General features: G+C 36.9%; 17 protein-coding genes and 1 riboswitch. Of the genes, 5 read left to right on the plus strand and 12 right to left on the minus strand.

What is annotated here, in order from left to right; all coding sequences use genetic code 11:
- Positions 1–140: 140 nt before the first annotated feature.
- From AC4BHA_RS15290 to AC4BHA_RS15300, 3 genes are all read right to left on the minus strand, one after another.
- Positions 141–1640, minus strand: a complete 1500-nt coding sequence (locus AC4BHA_RS15290) for a malate:quinone oxidoreductase (RefSeq protein ID WP_490558870.1) — start codon at positions 1638–1640, stop codon at positions 141–143.
- A 574-nt stretch (positions 1641–2214) separates the two neighbouring features.
- Positions 2215–2619 (minus strand): MerR family transcriptional regulator, encoded by a 405-nt coding sequence (locus AC4BHA_RS15295; protein WP_490558871.1) that lies wholly within the window; start codon positions 2617–2619, stop codon positions 2215–2217.
- A 354-nt stretch (positions 2620–2973) separates the two neighbouring features.
- The gene (locus tag AC4BHA_RS15300) at positions 2974–3537 is read right to left on the minus strand and encodes a TetR/AcrR family transcriptional regulator (RefSeq protein WP_066108350.1); all 564 of its coding nucleotides are present in this window, start codon (positions 3535–3537) and stop codon (positions 2974–2976) included.
- A 151-nt stretch (positions 3538–3688) separates the two neighbouring features.
- On the opposite strand from AC4BHA_RS15300, the gene AC4BHA_RS15305 reads away from it, so the two are divergent.
- Positions 3689–4543, plus strand: coding sequence for a DegV family protein (locus AC4BHA_RS15305; protein ID WP_140462145.1), 855 nt, complete (start codon positions 3689–3691; stop codon positions 4541–4543).
- 411 nt (positions 4544–4954) lie between these two features.
- Here AC4BHA_RS15305 and AC4BHA_RS15310 read toward each other — a convergent pair whose 3' ends face one another.
- Together AC4BHA_RS15310 and AC4BHA_RS15315 are read right to left on the minus strand one after the other, a co-directional pair.
- Positions 4955–6616 (minus strand): M4 family metallopeptidase, encoded by a 1662-nt coding sequence (locus AC4BHA_RS15310; RefSeq protein WP_066108356.1) that lies wholly within the window; start codon positions 6614–6616, stop codon positions 4955–4957.
- A gap of 280 nt (positions 6617–6896) precedes the next feature.
- Complete coding sequence (locus AC4BHA_RS15315) at positions 6897–7874, minus strand: tRNA dihydrouridine synthase (protein ID WP_490558872.1); 978 nt, start codon at positions 7872–7874, stop codon at positions 6897–6899.
- Between the two features lie 451 nt (positions 7875–8325).
- Here AC4BHA_RS15315 and AC4BHA_RS15320 point away from each other — a divergent pair, with 451 nt between their 5' ends.
- Entirely contained in the window at positions 8326–9354 is a 1029-nt protein-coding gene (locus AC4BHA_RS15320) for an HD domain-containing protein (protein WP_066108359.1), read from the plus strand.
- Positions 9355–9475: 121 nt separating this feature from the next.
- Here AC4BHA_RS15320 and AC4BHA_RS15325 read toward each other — a convergent pair whose 3' ends face one another.
- The 6 genes from AC4BHA_RS15325 to bsh all read right to left on the minus strand — a co-directional run bounded on the left by AC4BHA_RS15325 (position 9476) and on the right by bsh (position 15660).
- Entirely contained in the window at positions 9476–10492 is a 1017-nt protein-coding gene (locus AC4BHA_RS15325; protein ID WP_066108362.1) for an oxidoreductase, read from the minus strand.
- A gap of 230 nt (positions 10493–10722) precedes the next feature.
- A complete protein-coding gene (locus AC4BHA_RS15330) occupies positions 10723–11634 on the minus strand; it encodes a PTS system mannose/fructose/sorbose family transporter subunit IID (protein WP_066108365.1) in 912 nt (303 codons plus the stop codon).
- 18 nt (positions 11635–11652) lie between these two features.
- On the minus strand, positions 11653–12459 hold the full coding sequence (locus AC4BHA_RS15335) for a PTS mannose/fructose/sorbose transporter subunit IIC (RefSeq protein WP_066108368.1): 807 nt from the start codon (positions 12457–12459) through the stop codon (positions 11653–11655).
- A 37-nt stretch (positions 12460–12496) separates the two neighbouring features.
- The gene (locus tag AC4BHA_RS15340) at positions 12497–13465 is read right to left on the minus strand and encodes a mannose/fructose/sorbose PTS transporter subunit IIA (protein WP_066108371.1); all 969 of its coding nucleotides are present in this window, start codon (positions 13463–13465) and stop codon (positions 12497–12499) included.
- A 434-nt stretch (positions 13466–13899) separates the two neighbouring features.
- Positions 13900–14271 carry a DUF956 family protein gene (locus AC4BHA_RS15345; RefSeq protein WP_066108374.1) on the minus strand — a complete coding sequence of 124 codons (372 nt, stop codon included), beginning with the start codon at positions 14269–14271 and terminating at the stop codon, positions 13900–13902.
- A 390-nt stretch (positions 14272–14661) separates the two neighbouring features.
- Positions 14662–15660, minus strand: a complete 999-nt coding sequence (gene bsh, locus AC4BHA_RS15350) for a choloylglycine hydrolase (RefSeq protein WP_217491085.1) — start codon at positions 15658–15660, stop codon at positions 14662–14664.
- A 300-nt stretch (positions 15661–15960) separates the two neighbouring features.
- Here bsh and AC4BHA_RS15355 point away from each other — a divergent pair, with 300 nt between their 5' ends.
- From AC4BHA_RS15355 to AC4BHA_RS15365, 3 genes are read left to right on the plus strand one after another with little or no spacing between them, the layout of a single operon-like run.
- Positions 15961–16632, plus strand: coding sequence for a response regulator transcription factor (locus AC4BHA_RS15355; RefSeq protein ID WP_139892744.1), 672 nt, complete (start codon positions 15961–15963; stop codon positions 16630–16632).
- Entirely contained in the window at positions 16629–17702 is a 1074-nt protein-coding gene (locus tag AC4BHA_RS15360; RefSeq protein WP_490558873.1) for a HAMP domain-containing sensor histidine kinase, read from the plus strand. Before AC4BHA_RS15355 ends, AC4BHA_RS15360 begins: the two co-directional genes overlap by 4 nt.
- A gap of 51 nt (positions 17703–17753) precedes the next feature.
- Positions 17754–18125, plus strand: a complete 372-nt coding sequence (locus AC4BHA_RS15365; protein WP_490558874.1) for a hypothetical protein — start codon at positions 17754–17756, stop codon at positions 18123–18125.
- A 503-nt stretch (positions 18126–18628) separates the two neighbouring features.
- Here the strand turns inward: AC4BHA_RS15365 and ade are convergent.
- Positions 18629–20338, minus strand: coding sequence for an adenine deaminase (gene ade, locus AC4BHA_RS15370; protein WP_490558875.1), 1710 nt, complete (start codon positions 20336–20338; stop codon positions 18629–18631).
- Between the two features lie 84 nt (positions 20339–20422).
- A riboswitch (purine riboswitch) is annotated at positions 20423–20527 on the minus strand.
- Between the last annotated feature and the right edge of the window lie 357 nt (positions 20528–20884).

A 20884-nucleotide genomic window follows, 5' to 3' on the forward strand; every position in this document is an offset into this window, starting at 1 on the left:
TCCGAACGCCTCCCTAAACCCCATTATAACCTTTAAAAGTATGGGCAAGAAAGCAACAATCTATACGAAAACAGCCTAAAATAAAGATAGGGCAACCCGCTTAGTATAGTGAGTTGCCCTTATTTATAATTAAGCTATGCTTAGTTACAGATCATTTCTTTTGTACAAAGTCCCAGTGTTTCTGTAGTTGATTGATTAATTTCTTTGAAAAGATCAGGATTTTCCATTAAAGATAGACCATAAGATGGAATCATTTCTTTTATTTTAGGTTCCCACTCCTTCATATTTTGAGGGAAACATTTATCCAATACTTTAAGCATAACGTGAACAGCAGTAGAGGCTCCAGGAGAGGCTCCGAGCAATGCAGCAACCGAACCATCTTCAGCACTGACCACTTCTGTACCAAATTGAAGTGTTCCCTTTCCTTTTTCTGTATCTTTGATTACTTGCACACGTTGGCCTGCCACAACTGTATGCCAATCTTCGCTGTTGGCGTTTGGAATAAATTCACGTAATTCCTCCATACGCTTCTCATTCGATAGCATGACTTGCTGAACCAAATATTTAGTCAATGCCATTTCTTTAACTCCCGCCGCCAGCATCGTAATAACATTATTCGGTTTTACGGACCCAAATAAATCAAAGTTGGAACCAGTTTTTAAGAACTTGGGCGAAAAACCGGCAAATGGCCCAAATAATAACGTTTTCTTATTATCGATATATCGTGTATCTAAATGAGGAACAGACATTGGTGGTGCACCAACCTTAGCCTTTCCGTATACTTTTGCATGATGCTTTTCAGCGATTTCCGGATTGTTACAAACCATAAACAGTCCGCTTACAGGGAAACCTCCGATATGCTTGGACTCCGGAATGCCTGTTTTTTGAAGTAAAGGGAGACTTCCTCCTCCTCCACCGATAAAGACGAAATGCGCCGTATGATATTCAAGTTTACCATTCTCCAAATCATGCACCTTCACCTGCCATAGGCCATCAGTGGTACTTTTAATATCTTCTACACTATGCCTATAATTGACTTCTACTCCGCTTCTATGTAAATGTTCAAACAGCATACGTGTTAACGCACCGAAGTTAACATCGGTTCCTGAATCAATTTTTGTGGCTGCAATCGGTTCATCCGTTGAGCGTCCCTCCATTATAAGAGGAATCCATTCTTCTAGTTTCTCTGGATTCTCTGTAAATTCCATTCCTTCAAACAAAGGATTTTTAGAAAGCGCTTTAAAACGCTTTTTCAAAAAAGTTATATTATCCTCTCCCTGCACTAAACTTATATGAGGAATTGGCATGATAAAATCCTGTGGATTTTGAATCAAATTGCTGTTAACCAAATATGACCAAAACTGCTTCGATTGCTGAAACTGCTCATTAATATTGATAGCCTTGCTAATATCTAAAGATCCATCAGCTTTTTCAGATGTATAGTTAAGCTCACACAGTGCAGAATGACCCGTCCCTGCATTATTCCATTCATTTGAGCTTTCTTCCCCTGCACTTGCAAGTTTTTCAAATACTTTGATGTTCCATTCAGGTGCTAACTCTTTAAGTATTGCCCCCAATGTCGCGCTCATAATCCCGGCACCAATTAAGATAACGTCTGTTTTCTTCTGCATGTTGCTCATTATAACCATCCTCATCCCCTAATTTGTAAAAAAGAGCAAGCTCTCCTGTTTAAACAAAGCAAAAAGAAAGGCTCTACTTAAGAAACCCTTTCATCTCATTTTTTACCATATCTCATACCATTATAATGATTCTTCGACTAAAATATCTACTATTTACAGATAATTATAAACTATTTGTCGATTTTATTGAAGATGGAAGCTTTTCAAAGCTAGAGTAATGTTAATAAGGATATTAGAAATTATGAGCGGTGCAGCTGTGCCAATCGATGGTGGATTCACAATTCAATAATTAATAGAGTGAAATACAATTACACAGTATGGGGATTATTGTTAGTTGTGAAGAATTACTATAGCGAGCCGTTGCTGAGGATTTTAATGGCGGGGTTTCATTTTAGCTTATATACGTCAATCACTATATCCTCAAGCTTGATTTCTTTACGTTGGAAGAAGAAATTTAATTAATCATTAAAATAAAACATGCAAAACATCTATGTTTTGCATGTTTTATTTTATCTAGTAATCTCCTCATTATGGATTTTTGCTATTTCTATTTACAGGATCAAATTCTAGAATATCAACCTAAATAAATATCTATAGATTTCAACATTTCTGCTGTCTTTTCCCTCTTAAATATATTTTCCTTTACTTCTTCTTTTTTTCTTGCAATTACGTCTTCCAAATTCTTAATAGTTTCTTCTATAACAACCATTTCATTCTCTAATGCTTTTTTTGAAATTCTAATAGTATCGTTTATATCTAAATTATCTAATGAATGGGAAATATTTTCTGAGATCACTTTATCAACTTTCTTTTTGGGATATAATACTGAAAAATCTTTCTCAGTGTATATCCTGTGGCCTTTTTCATTACGATTAATCTTATAACCATTTTTTTCAGCTAAAATGGCTCTTTGTTTTAGAGCATTAACAGTTACTCCAAAGATTTTTGCGCATTCACTAGGGGTATAAATTTTATCCACAGTTATCTAAACTCCTTATTATGTTTCAATACCCTAAAAACTTTACTAACGTTTATACCGTATGTAAATGTATAAATATTACCAAAAACAAACGTTATATAATTCAAAATCAAACGGTCTAATAAATCATATATACCCTAAGGAAATTTATTACATACCATAGATGCATCTTCAAATCTTCAATTTAATACTATATAAACTTCAATATTAAATATTTCGAAGTGGTTTCTCTTCCAGATAGAAACTCTGGAAGAGATTTTATTTAACAATCAAATTTTACTGTTGAATTGCGGCACATACTCCACGGTTTAAAGCCAATGCAACCAACCTTCACCTAAAAGTTGGTTACTTCAATTACTTCCCATAAATAATCTTCGCCAGACCGTAGTGACTTATATTTTCAATCAGATTGGCAATCTCTGAGGGAGACTCCTTGTAATCATTTTGAATCCATTCATTCAGGATACCTATTGTCCCAGCAGTTATAAACGTTGATAGATACCCCACTTGTGTTTGCGGTACATTTTTCCCGTAACGATTCCACTTTTCTATACATTTCATATGGGCAATATCTAACACATCATCAAGAAAGTCTTTTCCGTTCTTCAAAGTAAAGAGAATTCTGCTCAGTTCCTTATTTCTTAGAATCACCTCAAGAATTTCATTTGTAAATCCCGAAATCGTGTAGTCGTCCTTTGAAATGGAGATAGCTGCCTTCAGTTCATCCACATATTGACTCTTTAGCTTCTCCATCAAATCATATACATCCTCATAGTACCGATAAAAGGTAGCCCGATTGATTTCAGACTTTGTACATAGCTCGGTTACGGTAATTTTATTGATTGGCTTTTGTTCTAACAATTCAATAAATGTGTCTTTAATTACTTTTTTGGTATATCTTATTCTGCGATCTTCCATCCATTCTGACTCCTATTCTTAAACAAATCGTCCCATTCTGTTTAATAACTTTCATTCTGATTAAAATTGATGATTGATGCTTCCGGGGCAACATTATACAATGATAACAAATTTTATACAACACAGTGTTTAATAACTAACGGAGGTTTTCATGAAGAATATATCAATTATTACCGATGGAAGTTGCGATATCCCAGCAGAGGTAATCGAAAAATATGGAATAAAATTAATTCCTCTTCATTTTCAGTTTGAGGATCAAATAGAGTACGGTTCCGAACGTAAAATGGAAATTACGGAGTTTTATAATAGATTAGCAAATGGCGAGGTTGCCAAGACCAGTGCCAGCTCTCCTTCAGCCGCAATTCAAGTATTAAAAGAAGAATTGGAAAAAGGAAATGATATCATTTGTGTAACTCTTTCCAGCGCATTAAGCTGCACGTTTAATAATATTAGATTGGCAAGTCTGGAATTACTAGATTCATATCCGGAAAGTCGCATCGCCGTAATCGATTCCTTGACCGGTTCTATGGCTATGGGTATGTTAGTGGTTAAAGCTTGCATGATGAGAGATGAGAAGTATTCCTACGACCAAATTGTTGAATATCTGGAAGAAAACAAACAATCCTTCCACGTGGAATTTTACGTGAATGACTTACAATACTTAGCCAGAGGTGGCAGACTAAATCCGGCTATTGCGAAGATTGGTGGACTAATCGGAATCAAGCCAATCCTTTCTGTTACAGATAATGGAGTCATTGAATCTGTCTGCAAAGCTCGAAAAACATCCGGTGCAACCAAGCAAATCAAAGAAAGATTCCTAGCTTCAAATGTTGAGAGAGAAATGATTTGTATTTTACACTCTAATAATCTTGATCATGCATTATCCTTAAAAGCTGATCTTGAATTAGAACAATCCTTCGCGCAAGTATTCATCACCGAAATCGGCCCATCCATTGGCAGCCATACCGGTCCAGGGTGTCTAGGACTTGCTTATATAAAACAATAAATGAGAATAGAAAGGATATCTCCGACTGGGCGACAGGAGATTATCACCTAACTAAACTCAATGAGCCAATTAATGAGTATCAGACATTGATATTATTGCCTCAATAAGAGACGAAAAGAGATTGGGACAAAAGGTCTCCAGCATCTATAAAAGCCGAACTATTATATAATGCAGTGTTAACATCAATTATTAATAATAGTTCGGCTTTTTCTATTTAGATTAATAAAAATCAAATACATCATTCGGTTTTAGACATAGTAAATTTAGTTATGTCCCAGCCTCTTTTTAATGTAGAAATTTCCTACTCTAGATCGCTAATAGTTTATATATGCACATAAAAAATCCCTTAAACTCATCGTCTAAGGGAGCAAATAAATATAAACTAACCTTCCTTCAAGTCATCTGGATGAATTAATAGATTCCCACCGCATCAAAACCAGATTGTACGGCCGCCTCTTCCTCGCTGCCTTCACCATACAAATCAATAGCAGACTGCACAATTGCGTTCCGAGCATCGCTAAAATTGGAATTAGAGGTTAAATAAACCGTTAAAGCTCGATAGTAGATTTTCCCCAATTTTTCTCTTCCAAGTTCTTGACCGATCAGGTATGCAGCATGGTTTGTAATAGATGAATTAACATGGACACCACCGCCATCTACGGAAGTCGGCATATGATAAAACTCGTCCATATGGTCTGGATAGACACCACCATTTGTGCTATATTCTCTTCTTTGCTCGTTGCTGACGATTACACTGTTAGGATTACTTAAACTGCGCAATACCGTCACCCCTTCAGCTTTGGCAGCTGGTGCCATAATATCCTCTCCCATTTCCCAGTCACCATCATCAACTAGTACACCAAACACGTCAGCAAAAGACTCGTTTAGTGCTCCTGATTGATTCCGGTAAACCAGATTAGCTGAGTGAGAAATTACACCATGGGTCATTTCATGAGCAGCTACATCAAGACCTGCTGCCAGAGAAATCATAAACTCTCCATCTCCATCACCGTAGGTCATCCAACGTCCGTTCCAGGAAGCATTATTATAATTGGTACCATAGTGGACTTTAGATATAATTGCCATTCCCTCTCCATCTAGAGAATTACGGCCATGCTCGTTTAGAAAATACTCGTATACTTTTTCGGAATTATAGTGCGCATCGACAGCAGCACGATCGTAGTCTTTGATAAATGAAGCTGAATTCCCTACATAAAGCGTATCATTACTGGAAGTGTTATCGTTTTTGGCATCGTATGTTTCAATTCCACCAAGGTTAGCATGAGCATAATCCGCTAAAGAAAACTTAGTACCAGAATTCGCTTCCTTTACACGGGTAATGTGTAATTCTCTGCGTTCTCCATGCACACCGATTCCTGTACCTTTTTGTGTTTTTCTTTCAGCGGCATGCATGATGGCATTATACTGATCAATTATCTCACCCGTTTGTGCATCTACAAAGACAAACCAGTTTCCAGGTTCCACACCCATAAAGTTAACATTTACTTTATAGACTGTATGGTTTTCTCCTTTAAAAGGATAGACAACCAATTCAGTAGTAGGTTCATATGTCAGCTCTTCAGGGGCTTTAACAGAGGATAAGGCTTCTTTTACTGCTCTTTCACTGCTTAAAGAGACAGCTGTATTCACTTTTGATTCACTAAGTGTCTGATTCATCCTACCATTAACGGATTCAACTTCATTATCCTTATTAAAATGAACGATAATGTCTGAACCTTCAACATTTACTCCATTTACCGTCTGATTAAAGCGGATATGCGTCATGCCCAGTTCATCCTTTTGTACATCTTTCACCTTCAAGTTTTTCTCCGGATTACTGATTCCAGTCTTTCCTTGACTATTCTTCAAATAATTCAAAGCATTGGAAGGGGTACTAGAAGAGTATTTTTCAGCAGACCGCTCCTTCACGAATAAAGGAACGCTAGCCCTCTCATTCCACTCCTTACTAACTGCTTTCGAATTAACTGGCTGCGCAATTACACTTCCGGCCGGAATCGAGCCTACTAATATAGCGGATGTTAGAAGTACTGGTACTATCAATTTTTTCTTCAATGTATTCCCTCCACTAAACCCTATTTTATTCATTATAAAGCGGAGGAAGAATAATATCATGAATAATTTGAATTATTAAAATATTTAAATCGATAGATAGTTAATCCTACAATACTAGAAACAGCAATAGATTATTCTAAAGGAAAAACCCTTAGACATGCGGAAATCACGCAGTTCCAAGGGTTATTTTAAGATTAGGATTACTTCATAACATACCATACAGATTTGAAATCCGTTCTACTATAGAGAAGTAGCAACAATTTTCTCATTCGATTGCTTCTTACTTTTCGTCCATCCCATTAAGCTCTTCAAATTTATTGATCAATGCACGCGCTTCATCTGAGGACTTCGTATTCATCAACTCATTTCTTAATTCACCAGCCCCATGGAATCCACGGACATAGATTTTAAAGAAACGATGAAGATGTGTATACTTGCGAGCTACTACTTCTAAATATTTATCATGGAGATCTAAATGCAGCCTCAAGAGATCCAGCAATTCCTTACTGCTATGTTCCTTTGGCTCATGCTCAAAGGCAAATGGATTTTTGAAAATACCACGCCCAATCATAATCCCATCTACACCGTATTGTTCAGCCAGTTTCAATCCCATTTCACGGTCAAGGATATCTCCATTGATCGTTAAAAGTGTATCGGGTGCGACCTGATCACGAAGTTTCTTAATCTCCGGAATAAGCTCCCAATGAGCATCTACTTTACTCATTTCATCTCTTGTACGCAAATGAATAGAAAGATTAGCAATGTCTTGCTTCAATATATGTGTCAGCCAATCACGCCATTCGTCTATATCCGCGAAACCAAGCCGCGTCTTCACACTTACCGGCAATCCCCCTGCTTTAGCTGCTTGTATTAAATCGGCTGCAACTTCGGGACGGCAGATCAGACCACTTCCCTTCCCATTGTCAGCTACATTGGGTACGGGACATCCCATATTGATATCTATGCCTTTAAACCCTAATTCCGCCATACCAATACTCATTTTTCGGAAGTTTTCAGGCCTGTCACCCCAAATATGGGCTACCAACGGTTGTTCATCCTCTGTATAGGCTAAACGTCCACGCACACTCTCTTTTCCCTGAGGGTGACAATAGCTTTCCGAATTTGTAAACTCTGTAAAAAACACATCAGGTCTCCCAGCTTCACTCACGACATGACGAAAAACAACATCCGTCACATCTTCCATTGGTGCCAGTACAAAAAAAGGTCGTGGTAGATCACGCCAAAAATTTTCTTTCATATTTAAATTCCAATCCTCTCATTAAATGGGATATCATATAAAAATCTATCCCAAAACTAAACAGAAATAATCTTCTTTTACACTTATAGCATGCTTGGGCACTTTTTATCAAACTATAGAAATTTTGAACATATTATCCCTTATTATGAACAAAAAGTACAAAGAAAACCAGGAAAATTAGGTCCAGTCTGGTCAATGATAAAGTACATCAACCATGTTCATATTCATTACTTACTTATTTCCAAATTATTTTACTAAGATATTGAATTGCTAATCTGAATAATTCCTAGTAAGAGAACCAATATATTAATGGAATGGAACAGAAGAAATCAAATAGACGATATTTCACTTGATTGTCATCCTCATCAGTCTTAGCTTATAGATGTTATAATTATTTTTATATAATATATCCCTAACTATAAGAGAAAAAGAAATGAAGGAGGGAAACTCAATGACGGAAAAGAGGATAGATTCATCTAAGGTTAAAAAGATACCTGAAGTCGAAAAGGCAGATGAAGAGTGTACACTATATACGCCAAATACGTGGTTCGGAAATGCCATCCTGCATCGAGCAATTCTCTTTGCAACGAAAGCACATCAGGGACAGACTCGTAAAGGAACCGATATTCCGTATATTTCTCATCCATTCGAGGTTGCCCAGATTCTAACCTCTGCCGGCTGTAATACTGCGCTGATTATTGCAGGCCTGCTGCATGACGTTCTGGAAGATACAGACGAGACTTCTGATGCAATTGAAAACGAGTTTGGTCCTTTAGTTTTATCCCTTATTCAGTCAAACAGCGAGGACAAGTCACGCAGCTGGGAAGAGCGAAAGCAGCATACCATCGACTACATGACAGAGTCAGCTAGCTTTGAAGAGCTCTTACTTGCCTGCGCGGACAAACTATCCAATCTCCGCAGTATTAAAGCAGACTATATTGAATGCGGAGACGAACTCTGGACCAGGTTCAACCGTGGAAAAGAGCAGCAGAGCTGGTATTACAGTAGGCTAATTGATGCATTTGCACCCCTGCATGAATATGATATGTATTGGGAAATTTCCAATCTGTATACGGATATTTTCGTAACCTATTATCGTGAATTTAACGAAGGTGCAGAAATTATTTATCAGACCAATGGTCAGGAGACTTACTTCTACCATGAGGACAATTGCCAATGGATACCCATTATGCTCGATGAGTGGGAAAAAATTCAACCGACACTGACTGCCATTTCGAAAAGAGAAGCTCTTGAGATGGAAAATAGACTTCGTGAAGACTATCCGTCTCCGATGTGCTTGTTACGTCATCAACGCGATCCGAATATGATAGTCTTATACGCCAAAAAGCTACTGCGTGAAGGTCATAGTCCTAGACTATTCGCTGATCTGTGGAATAATATGGGCGGCGGAATTCCAGCCCATACTTTGCGCGCAATAGAATGTGCATTTCTGGCTCTCTACGAGCAAAAAGATCAATAAGATATGTGAGGCTGGTTAGCACCACATACAACTGTGTTTTCCTAAAAAAGTGGACAGCCCTCAATACCATGCATAGTGTGCCGTATTGGGGGCTGTCTCTATCATTTAATTTTATTTTATTTTATTTTAAATTCTTAATGCCAGTTTCTAATATTTCCATTTGCAGCAGTGTCTGTTCATCTGTAATAGTTTTATCTTTACCATTCATAATGGCTTCATATAAATCATCATACACTAACCCATAATCACCATTGATGGATTTCACTTTTTCTTCATGGATGGTACCTTCTTCATCAACATATGTCAGTACACCATAATGTTCTAGCGTATCTACTCCAAAATCCTTGTTATCCGGCATGTAAAATAATTTTAGGTGTTCTTCCTGGCGGTCCTTCGTTGCTTTCACAAAGCATCCCTTTTTACCGTAAACTACAAAGCTAGGCCTTTCTTTAATTCTAAAATAACTGGATTTTACAGTAACCTTCAATTCAGCATAATATAGATCTAAATCAAAATAATCATTCATTTTGCCTTGCCCCAATAATTGCCTAACATCATAGTGGATGTGATCCGGCTTGCCGAAATAGCTGATAACCTGATCCAATGTATGGCATGCATGTCCATATAAAAATGACATAGCAGGATCGAAAGTAGTAGTGGATTCTGGTACTTCGGGGCGGAAATAGTCAAAATGCATTTCTACTTCCAGCAGTTCTCCTAACTTCCCTTCTTCGATAACCTTTTGAACAGTTAAAAAATCACTATCAAAGCGTCTGTTTTGGTAAGCTTGAACAATTAGTCCCTTCTCACGCGCGATTGCAAATATTTCTTTTGCCTGCTCGGAGGTTTCCATAAAAGGCTTCTCAACTAAACAATGTTTATTATGTTCTAATACCAATTTGGCGTATTCATAATGACTGTCATGTTTTGTACAAACTACAATGAGTTGTATATCTTTATCATTTAACAGTTGATCTAAGTCAGATGTATAAGTGACCCCTGGAATCCGATCCCAGCTTTCATGTTTAGGATTCCTTTGATAAATTGTCTTTACCTTTATATTCTTTCTTTGCAGGACGAACGGTAAATGGTATCTGTTCGTGCTTTTCCCATTTCCAATATAGCCAATTGTAAGCATGGCAGCCTCCTAAAATATAAATTTATACTTAATATCTTCTATTAAGCAATAGTTTAATTCAAAATGGTTTCCATTGATATGTATATAGTAGTAATGATCAAGTTTCTGGCGGTATATAAAGAGCACCCCCTGAAAATGATTCGCTCAATTTCAGGAGGTGCTTCCCTATTTGTTTAACAGTCTTATAATCTATCTTTGTATAAGTCTGAACAAGCTTTATAAATTTATTTTTACATGATGCCTAATACATGGAAGACAACACCAACGACGAACAATCCAAGGATCATTACGATTGGTGATACTTTCTTCCTAAGCAGCCACATACAAAGAAGTGTTAATAGCAATCCAGATAAGCCTGGGATTAAACTATCTAAATTTTGTTGTAGAGTTGTTACTTTAACATCACTTAATGATAGACCAGCAGCTTGTTGTTCCAACGCTGTTTTAATTCCCTCTGCTCCTGCAGGTAACTTATCCCAATCAATATAGGCACCTTCATCAAGCTGAACGGAAGATACAGTTGGCGTAAACTTAACAGAAACCCAACGGTTAACTAATGCACCAAGGATAAACATCCCGAGTATCGATGCACCTTTAGTAATATCTCGAAGTAACCCGCCAGATAAGTCATCTGTAATTTTAGATCCTGCTTTGTAACCAAATTCCTGTGTATACCAAGTGAATCCCATACGAATAAGATTCCATAAAACGAAGTAAAGAATCGGTCCAAGTATATTACCAGTCATGGCAAGAGAAGCTGCTAACGCACCAAGGATTGGCTTAACCGTGAACCAGAAAACTGGATCTCCGATACCCGCTAAAGGTCCCATCATACCAACTTTAACACCTTGAATAGCTACGTCATCAACCGGTGCACCATTTGCACGTTCTTCCTCAAGCGCTAAAGTTACCCCGAGTATAGGTGAAGCTACATATGGATGAGTGTTAAAGAACTCTAAGTGACGTTTTAGTGCAGCAGAGCGGTCTTCTTTTGTTTTATATAATCTTTTAATAGCTGGAATCATTGCATACGCCCAACCACCGTTTTGCATTCGTTCATAGTTCCAAGAACCTTGAATGAAGGTTGAACGCCACCAAACAGAAATACGATCTTTTTTCGATAATCTCAATTCTTTTTCCACTTTCTGTCCTCCTCCTTCTTAGTAATTATCAATAATAGCGCCTATTGGATCACCTGTATTACCATTTCCGCCATTACCTGAACCGCCTTGTTTAGAAAGAGCTAAATAGATGAGTGCTAGAGCCACACCGATAGCACCTAAACCAATAAGTGTAATTTCTGTAACAGTTGCTAATACGAATCCAATTGCAAAGAATGGCCATACTTCTTTTGTAGCCATCATATTAATAACCATTGCATAACCAACAGCTACAACCATTCCACCACCGATAGCTAAACCATTTGTCAGCCACATTGGCATAGATTCAAGCAAGCTACGAACCGGACCTGCACCAATGGCTAAAATTAATCCAGCTGGGATTGCAATACGTAATCCTTGCATACAGATTGCAGCAATGTGCCAAAATTCTACTACTCTGATATTTCCTTCTGCAGCTGCAGCATCCATAAAGTGAACAAATGCAGTCGCAATCGTACGACAGATAATTGTTAATAAAAGGCCAGCAACTGCAAGCGGAACTGCAATCGCGATTGCAGAAGATACTCCATCTTGACCTTGTCCACTTAAAACTAAAATAATAGCAGATGCAACTGATGCTAACGCAGCATCCGGTGCTACGGCTGCTCCAATATTTGCCCATCCTAAAGCAATCATTTGAAGCGTACCGCCTAAGATAAGACAAGGTACAAGTTCTCCTGTAACTAAGCCGATTAACGTACATGCAATAATTGGCTGATGGAAATGGAATTCATCCAAAATTCCTTCTACACCGGCTAAGAATGCTACGAAAAGGACTAATATTATTTGAATAATAGTCAAATCCATAATGATTTATCCTCCCTTTTTTTCGTGATAATCATGATTATTTTTGTTTGTTTAACTCTTCTTGAGCCTTCTTGATAATCTCGTCCATGTTGCCTTTTGAATCGTTCGGAACTTTACGTACATCAAATTTCAAACCACGCTCTTTTAAACTAGCAAAAGCCTCAATATCCTCTTGATTGAATGCCAATACCTTATTCGGTTGAACTTTACCAGGTGAGTGTGCCATAGAACCAACATTGATTGTCTCTAATGGAACGCCACCTTCAACCGCCCTAAGTGCATCCTGCGGGTTTTCGAAAAGAAGCAATGCGCGCTGACCGCCAAAGTGTTGATCATCTTTTGCAAGTTCAATCATTTTATGTACAGGAACAACATGTGCCCTTACACCTGGTGGAGCAGCTTGTTGGATTAATTTCTTACGAAGATCGTCCTTAGCTACTGTATCAGATACAACAATGATACGAGTAGGATTTGTTGCTTTAGTCCAACCAGTCGCTACTTGTCCGTGAAGCAAACGAGAGTCGATGCGAGCTAACACGTACTCAAATTTACCAGGCGCACCTGCAGTTGACGGTTTATCAGCAGGTTTAACCTCTGTAACGGGTTCTAACTCTTCTGGTTTAACTTTAACTCCTTCTTTAGCAGTGCCCAAAATATGAGCGGCAATTTCATGTGCTTTGTTCATTGAAAAACGAGATGCAAAAGCTTCAATCAACATTGGCAAGTTCATACCAGCAACGATTGCCCATTTGTCTTGGTGATCTTCAAGCAAGCTATTGGCTTGGTTGAAAGGAGTACCACCCCAAAGATCGACTAAGAATAAGACTTCATCTTGGTTATCGAAAGAGGCAATTGCTTCTTTCATTTTTGCCTTTACATCATCAGGTCCTTCGCTCGGCATCAATGTAACAGCTTTTACATTTTCTTGTACTCCGAAGATCATTTCTCCAGATTGCAAGAGACCATTCGCAAATTCACCATGACTAGCAATGATAATCCCTACCATCTTTTTACCTCCTATTATTATTGTTACAAGCAAACTAATACGGTAAAACACGTCTATTTCTATATTTCTATAGATGTGTTTTCCAACCATCTGAAAACGACTATATTCGACAAAAAAAGACATAAAAAAAAGTGATTAAATGAAGTTATAGGTACAAAGACTCCCCTTTTTCTCTTCATCAATCAATACTTTTTACTTACATCTAATCGAAGTAGTATCGCGTAAAAAATAAAGGAGATGGTTATTTAGACTAGCTTTTCGAAAATTTCAATAAACTTTCTTAGTGATTATAGCACGCTATATAATCCGCTTTCAAGCAGGATTAAAATTTTCTATGTCCAAAGCCTCTTTGCCAAGGACATTTACATACCGTGCAATTTTTGTTTTTTTCGACAAAAAAAAGACAAGTACTAACTTATCTTTTTTTAAAACTATTACTTTTTAAATATACTACTCATACCGCGTTTGACCACATCAAAGAAACTTAATGATTGCACCATATGAGCGGGATCAACATGTTCACGAATGACTCGCAAAACTTTTTTTGAATCCTTCGAGGAGAATGTAAATGTCCCATTTCGTTTAGTTTGAATAGCATAACGCGGAATCCATTTCCCTTTAAACATGATAGAAGCAATCACATAATCAACTTCCTCCCAAGGAATTTGAATAAATTTACGAGCATCACGTTCATTAAAGAATTCAAATCCTTTGTCACCAATCATAATTTTTCCGTATTCAGGAAGCCCGTTATGTGAGGTCGCATCAATAACTAACTCGACTTTTGTATTGATTGATTGAACCATTTGATATACTACTCCATTTCTCTCTTTTAATATTCATTATTATACGCATTTTCTCACTTTAAGTGAATAGAGTTAATAAACATAGAAAAACCAGCATCATAGATAAAACTAAACAAGTAGATGCTTGCCAGTGGATATTACTACTAACTGAGCTTATCTAGAATAATGAAAGATATTAATCAACTTAATGAAGATCCTTTCAATCCTAAAGACAATAACTGCAACTCCTTCACTCACTTGCCGAGAAAATGCCTGCATTTCCGGAGTCTATACATATTGATAAATCCAATACTGGAAAAATCAAAAGGCAGCGTCCCATTAGCTAAGGACGGAGTGCCTTTTAATATAAGTTACGAAATATTTTTCGCTTATGTAAACTCTTAGGTAAACCTAATTCTGATAATTGAAATCCTGGTTTGTGAGGTATTTAAAGATTTTAAGATTTGTCCCCTCTAATTGTTCCTTATGCATATCTATCGCATTGATACGATTATTTTCATACGTTTTATAGTAATAAACACCTTTTTCTTGATCCATACAAGAAGAATAGGTTGTACCATCCTCTAACCCATCATCTGTAAGGACCCCTCCTTTAACCATTTTTACATAATCCAGCATATGAAAAAATTGTGTAATAGAATGTATATCTCCTTCAATTTTAGGCATATGTGTACGAATATAAGCTATCCTTACAAATCTGGAAACGGAAGCAAAGTCTCCGGGTATCCCTAATGTTCCAGCTCCAATGCCTAGTGCTTTTAATGTTTGCTTGCCCCATTTTGTTTCTTTTGGTGAAATTGGTGTCAGATGTAAATACTCATTCAAGTTAGTTAAATGCCAATCAAAGGTAGGATTGTTGGTCAAAACTCCTATCAGATTGTCATGTACAGTCAATCGGTCTTTTGTCTTTTCTACCACAATAGCCTTTCCTGTCTTATCTGTAATCATCCAGTGAAGCATTGAAACAGGTGTATTTTCATTGATTGGGCAATCCACAAGTTCTAAATGCTCAATTCCACGTTTAACTTCTTCTACTGTTTCGTGATTTGATAAAACCCATTGTATAAAGTCGTAGGGTGCAATATTATTTTTCCCTTCAATCGGTTCTTTCTCAAAGTACGCGTACCCTTCAAAATTTAATCCTGCGCAGGCTAGGCCAACTTCGTTCATAGCATCCGCCAGAAGAGGATGGTTATCAATTACCGTCCCCATTCCAATGATAGCGCGTTTATTGGTTACCATATTACCTGAGACTCTATCTTGATATTGATAATTTCTTGGGATAATCATAACTGCTTGATTGAAGTAATAGGCTAAGTCCATATTCCTTCCAAAAAACCACTTACCCTCTTGAGATTGAATACTTAATCCTGTACAAATATCGGTCACCTCATTTTTATATTACAAAAGATCAGATATGCAAAAATAACCATCTATCATCCACTATATTTTTCTGCATTTTTTAATTTTTATACAAGCTATGTTCACATCGTAATCATTATTGAATCAGTTTTGTTTAAAGACTCTAGATTAGGCTCTCATTAGTATCAGTCAACAATAGACCAATTTCTTCTTCTGATGGTTCTTATAGCATATCTTTTATTTATCTATTAGACGTTTTAATAATACGTTAACATTTCGTAAACAATCACATGCTATAATGTCAAAAATACAACGAGGAGAATACATATGTTTCAAATATTAGTAGTAGAAGATAATGAAAATTTAAATCAGACAGTCTGTACTTATTTGAACCTAAACGGCTATCAAGCTAAAGGTGTTCAAAATGTCAATGATGCCTATGATGCGATGACTGACCATATATTTGATTTAATTATTTCTGACATAATGATGCCGGGGATTGATGGATTTGAATTTGCTAAGTCTGTTAGGGAATTGAACAATGATATCCCTATGTTATTTATGACAGCAAAGGAAGATCTCGAATCAAAAAGAAAAGGATTCCATGCCGGTGTGGATGATTACATGGTTAAACCTGTAGATTTGGATGAATTACTCCTTCGACTGGAAGCATTGCTCCGCAGGGCAAAAATTGCATCCAATAAAAAAATCGAAATTGGCCAGCTGAGGCTTGATATCGAAGAGCATACAGCTTATTTGAACGAGGAAGAAATCAATCTGACAGTAAGAGAATTCAAGTTATTGTATAAGCTGTTGTCATACCCAAAGAAAACATTTACAAGAACTCAATTGATGGATGAGTTCTGGGATGCCGAATCCCAGTCCGGACCACGTGTAGTGGATGTTTATATTACAAAATTGAGAGATAAGTTTTCTGCGTGCAAGGATTTTGAAATTGTCACCGTGCATGGATTAGGATATAAAACGGTGCTCAAATGAAAATTACAACAGATGAACGAAATAGGAAAAAGTTTTTATTTAATTTTGGGAGATTCCTAATATTTTTTATACTGATGGCATTTGTAGTTACCTGCAATCTGGTACTGTTTTTACATTGGGTTGATTTGACGACGGAAGAAATGAAAGCTGCTGTTCCCATTACCTTCTTAAACGTTATCATTCTCACATTTATTTTCAGTATGATTGATGAAATTCGCCGTACCTTGATGGTAAGAAAACCAATAGCACGGATTCAGGCAGGTCTGGATGAAATAATGTCCGGCAATTTCAAGACACAGATTCCCTATATTAGAAATGAAAAAAGTAGCAATGAATTCGATGCAATTATCAAAGGGATTAATGAGCTGGCTGTAGAGTTGTCTGGAGTAGAAACTCTCCGAACAGATTTCATTTCAAATGTCTCTCATGAAATTAAGACTCCCCTTGCGGCTATCCAAAATTATGGAACACTGCTTCAGGGACATTCCCTTTCAGAAAAACAGAAGGTAGAATATGCAAAGGCCATTACCGAGCAGACAAGAAGATTATCTGGTCTGATTACAAATATATTGAAATTAAATCGCCTGGAAAATCAACAAATCTTTCCTGAGAGAAAATACTATAATTTAACAGAACAGATTCGCGAATGTTTACTTCTATATGAACAGTCATGGGCAAGTAAGAACATTAATATTGAAACCGATCTAGAGGAAGATATTTTCATACACGAAGATGCCGAACTGTTAAGTCTAGTATGGAACAATCTGTTTTCAAATGCGATAAAGTTTACAGATAATGGCGGAGCTGTTGGTGTTAAGGTGAAAAAAGAAGGACTTACCGCATTTGTAGAAGTCAGCGACAGCGGTTGTGGCATTAGCCCGGAAACAGGGAAGCATATTTTCGAAAAATTTTATCAGGGGGATACTTCCCATGCTGTGCAGGGAAACGGTTTGGGACTAGCTTTGGTAAAGAATGTGATTGATATAGTTGGTGGCGATATTCATGTACAAAGTACATTAGGAGAAGGAAGTACGTTTACTGTCTACTTAAGGGAGAGCGTCATCAAATAAAATTATAGAAATATTGTCTTATGCGTAAATATAAATCAGAAATGGAGGACAATGATGGAAAATAGTAAATTTGAGTATATATATTCTGCAAAAAGGCAGGCAGAAATAGAAGCTATTAAAAAGAAATATATGAAAAAGGAAGATGATCCATTCGAACAGTTACGAAATTTGGATAAAAGTGCAGAAAGACCAGGAACAATCTTGGCCATTATGTCAGGCCTTATAGGAACATTATTGTTTGGAATAGGTATGAGCTGCTGTCTAGTATGGGGTGAACAGCTTTTAATACCAGGAATAATCATAGGTTTTTTAGGACTTGTGCTAATAAGCGTTGCCTATCCCATATATGTGAAAATAACAAAAAGAAAACGAGAGAAACTAGCACCAAAGATACTGTCTTTAAGCGAGGAATTATTAAAATAGATTTCATAAGGGAAGTAGAACATCCTATAAACGGTAATCGTTTATAGGATTCTTTTATATATAGATAATATTTTTTCATTTTAACATTTAGTAAACATTTCTTTTGCAATTCACAAACATCAAATAGGTAAGATAAAACTATCAAATGAAGTATACAAAGGAGATATTACAAGATGGAAAACAAAAAGACTTTTATTACATTATTGATTGATGCTGCAGAAGGGTATGTGCTTACACTAGGTTTGTCGAATCCACCTTATAAAGTTATCCAATAATCACTGCATTCTCAAATATAAAAAGGTAGCGCCCTTATTACGCAGGGATACTGCCTCATTTCAATAAGCTTTGCGACACTTTTTCACTGAATTAGTTATACATACAGGTGCTCCATCCAATGGATATTTTTAAACAAATTTACTGTGGAGGATTCATACGCACTAGCACAAACAAAGAAGGGCCTCTCAAAAATCATTGATGACTTTAGAGAGGCCCCTCTGATTAATTTATACACTTACATCTACAAACGTAAATGTATCAACATCAAACAATCCTTGATTCGTAAGCTTTAACGAAGGAATAACTGGCAAGGCCAAAAAGGATAATGTTAGTAAAGGTGAGAATTCATCCGTAATTCCAAGTGATGACAGTGCAATCAGCAACTGGCTGTATTGCTTATTTAATTCTTCAGGTGAGATAGTTGTCATTAATCCTGCCACAGGCAATGATAATGAAGCGATTGTCTCTCCATTGCAAGCAATTGAAATACCTCCGCCAATTTTCTCAAGCTCCCTGATTGCGACATCCATATCTTCATCATTCTTTCCGATGCAGATAATATTATGCGAATCATGAGCAATCGTTGTAGCAATAGCTCCTTTTTGCAGACGGAAGCCCTTTACAATACCGACTCCTACACTTCCTGTACCTTTATGTCTTTCGACTACAGCCATTTTCACGAAATCCTCTTCTTCACTTGGCACAAACAGGCCATTGACAACCGGTACCTTGTATTGCGCTTTTTTCGTCACAATCGAATTAGGAATAATTTCAATTACCCTCGCTATATCAGTAGTCAATGACAGACGCAAAAGCTCTTTTGAGTAGCTTCCCAATATAACGGTATTTTCAAAAGACGCTTCTTTCTCTTGTTCGTTATCTTCTTCGTAACGGATTCCGTTTACCCAAACAGAATGTATATCAAAGCCTTCAATGGCATTCAATAAAATAAAATCAGCATCATAGCCAGGCGCAATTGCCCCTTTTCCTTTTAGATTATAGCATTGAGATACATTAAGAGATGCCATTCTCATAATAGAATATACATCGATTCCAGCCTTTAAGCATTCACGTACATGATAATCAATGCTTCCCTCTTCCAATAGATCATCTATATGCTTATCATCTGTACAAAACATTAAACGATGTGAAAGCTCTTTACTATAGCCGGCTAACAAATCATGAAGATTGCGGGCAGCAGAGCCTTCGCGAAGCATCACATACATACCTCGTCTGACGCGTTCAATCATTTCCTCTGGTTTTACGCATTCATGGTCCGTTGTAATGCCCGCTGTCAAATAGGCATTAATATCTTTTCCGCTTAAACCGGCACCATGTCCGTCAATCGGAACATTGTTGATCATTGCCCCTGACAGCTTTGCCATTATATCTTCCTGACCAGATAATACTGCAGGGAAATCCATCACTTCCGCCAAGCCAAGCACAAGCTTATGATTATAAAACGGCGCAAGATCCTCAGCCGTCAGAGTCCCTCCATTGTCCTCAAAGGAAGTTGCCGGGACACAGGACGGCAGTTGATAGCGATAATTCAATAGACAGTTTTCACTGTCCTGCAACATCCATTCTATTCCTTTTAATCCTTGGACATTAGCTATTTCATGAGGATCTGTGATAATAGTTGTAATCCCTCGCGGTAAAACAGCTTTTTGAAATTGAGAAGGAGAAAGCATACTAGATTCGATGTGGACGTGTGAATCAATTAAACCCGGAACCATTGTATATGGAGTGCCATCGATTTCCTTTTTACCATTATAGTGGCCGATACCTACGAACTTACCATTATGAATGGCAACATCTGCACGCTCCATTTCATCCGTAAACACATTTACTAATTGAACATTTTTAATAACTAACTCAGGTAAACTGATATTTCTTGCCGCTAGTATTTGGGATTTGATTTGTTTTGGGGTTTTCATCTTATTCCTCCTCATTTTTTGCTCGGCGGGAAAAATAAGAAAGTAGAAGGATGTATAAATAAAATATAGCAGTTTACTATACATTCTGTACGTATCTATTCCCGTAGACGAACTAATTAAAGTGGTTAGTTTGTAGAAACTCTTGGACCATATTTCCAAGATTATACGAGTTTATTTTTATAAATTAGTTGTTTTTATTTCGTAAACCTTTTTTGCATTCTAACAACGCATGCAGTGATAGTCAATGAAAATATTTTTACTAAATTTATTTTTGTGAAAAGAAGCATTTACCTTATTATTTTAATCTTAAACTTCCTGGTATGGGATCAATAGCTTTTATCACCAGGAATAATCGTAGTTTATGAGGAATTTGTTAAGCATAGCCTACCTATCCCATATATAAGAACTTTATTTGTTATGTGGAAGGAATACATGCTGGATGCGCCGAATAAAGTCAGAGTATTATAGTTTGGTTGTATTCTCAATATAAATGTATAGAGCATTTTATTGAGAATATATTCGTCCTTATATAGCCAACAGTCCAAA

The organism is Pradoshia sp. Z3_51 (assembly GCF_058215915.1).

Bases quoted from the DNA above. Each gene is read 5' to 3' on its own strand.
- AC4BHA_RS15290 (WP_490558870.1), bottom strand. From the start codon at position 1,640: ATGAGCAACATGCAGAAGAAAACAGACGTTATCTTAATTGGTGCCGGG.
- AC4BHA_RS15300 (WP_066108350.1), bottom strand. From the start codon at position 3,537: ATGGAAGATCGCAGAATAAGATATACCAAAAAAGTAATTAAAGACACA.
- AC4BHA_RS15305 (WP_140462145.1), top strand. From the start codon at position 3,689: ATGAAGAATATATCAATTATTACCGATGGAAGTTGCGATATCCCAGCA.
- AC4BHA_RS15315 (WP_490558872.1), bottom strand. From the start codon at position 7,874: ATGAAAGAAAATTTTTGGCGTGATCTACCACGACCTTTTTTTGTACTG.
- AC4BHA_RS15320 (WP_066108359.1), top strand. From the start codon at position 8,326: ATGACGGAAAAGAGGATAGATTCATCTAAGGTTAAAAAGATACCTGAA.
- AC4BHA_RS15325 (WP_066108362.1), bottom strand. From the start codon at position 10,492: ATGCTTACAATTGGCTATATTGGAAATGGGAAAAGCACGAACAGATAC.
- AC4BHA_RS15335 (WP_066108368.1), bottom strand. From the start codon at position 12,459: ATGGATTTGACTATTATTCAAATAATATTAGTCCTTTTCGTAGCATTC.
- AC4BHA_RS15340 (WP_066108371.1), bottom strand. From the start codon at position 13,465: ATGGTAGGGATTATCATTGCTAGTCATGGTGAATTTGCGAATGGTCTC.
- AC4BHA_RS15345 (WP_066108374.1), bottom strand. From the start codon at position 14,271: ATGGTTCAATCAATCAATACAAAAGTCGAGTTAGTTATTGATGCGACC.
- AC4BHA_RS15355 (WP_139892744.1), top strand. From the start codon at position 15,961: ATGTTTCAAATATTAGTAGTAGAAGATAATGAAAATTTAAATCAGACA.
- AC4BHA_RS15360 (WP_490558873.1), top strand. From the start codon at position 16,629: ATGAAAATTACAACAGATGAACGAAATAGGAAAAAGTTTTTATTTAAT.
- AC4BHA_RS15365 (WP_490558874.1), top strand. From the start codon at position 17,754: ATGATGGAAAATAGTAAATTTGAGTATATATATTCTGCAAAAAGGCAG.
- ade (WP_490558875.1), bottom strand. From the start codon at position 20,338: ATGAAAACCCCAAAACAAATCAAATCCCAAATACTAGCGGCAAGAAAT.